The 448-nt window shown below is 60.5% G+C and carries 1 protein-coding gene; it reads right to left on the bottom strand.

Features of this window, described 5'->3' with window-relative positions; genetic code table 11:
• Positions 1 to 145: 145 nt before the first annotated feature.
• On the bottom strand, positions 146 to 448 hold a 303-nt coding region (locus MPN20_RS17190; RefSeq protein ID WP_242784085.1), incomplete at its 5' end, for an integrase core domain-containing protein.

Genomic DNA, 448 nt, shown 5'->3' with positions numbered 1-448 from the left:
ATCTTTGCCCGGGGTGGTGCCGCAGCCGTGGTGTCCTGGCGCCAGACGTGGCCGCATTCGATGCACTTGTAGCGACGCACTCGAATGTGGAGTGTAGTGGGCCTGTCAAGCCCCGGGTTTCGTAGAGGCTCCTTTTCTTGGTTTCCTAAGCAGCCGCGGACTCCACCCCGGGCTGGTTGATCCATTCGGAACGGACCTCGAATGGTGGTCGGTACCCGATCGCTGAATGCAGCCGTTCCTGGTTGTACCAAGCCACCCACTTCGACGTCTCCGCCATCACCTCAATCAACCCCGACCACACTTTCCGGTCGATAAGCTCGGCCTTGTATACCGAGTTCAGCGCCTCCGCCATCGCGTTGTCATACGAGTCCCCACGCGACCCCACAGATGCCACAATTTCGGACTCCGCCAGGGTCTCGCCATAGCGAATCGACCGGAATTGCACCCC

This window comes from Brevibacterium sp. ZH18, from assembly GCF_022748595.1.
Lineage (GTDB): Bacteria > Actinomycetota > Actinomycetes > Actinomycetales > Brevibacteriaceae > Brevibacterium.
Note: the sequence above shows the minus strand (reverse complement) of the source record. Positions and strands in the feature narration are given on the sequence as shown.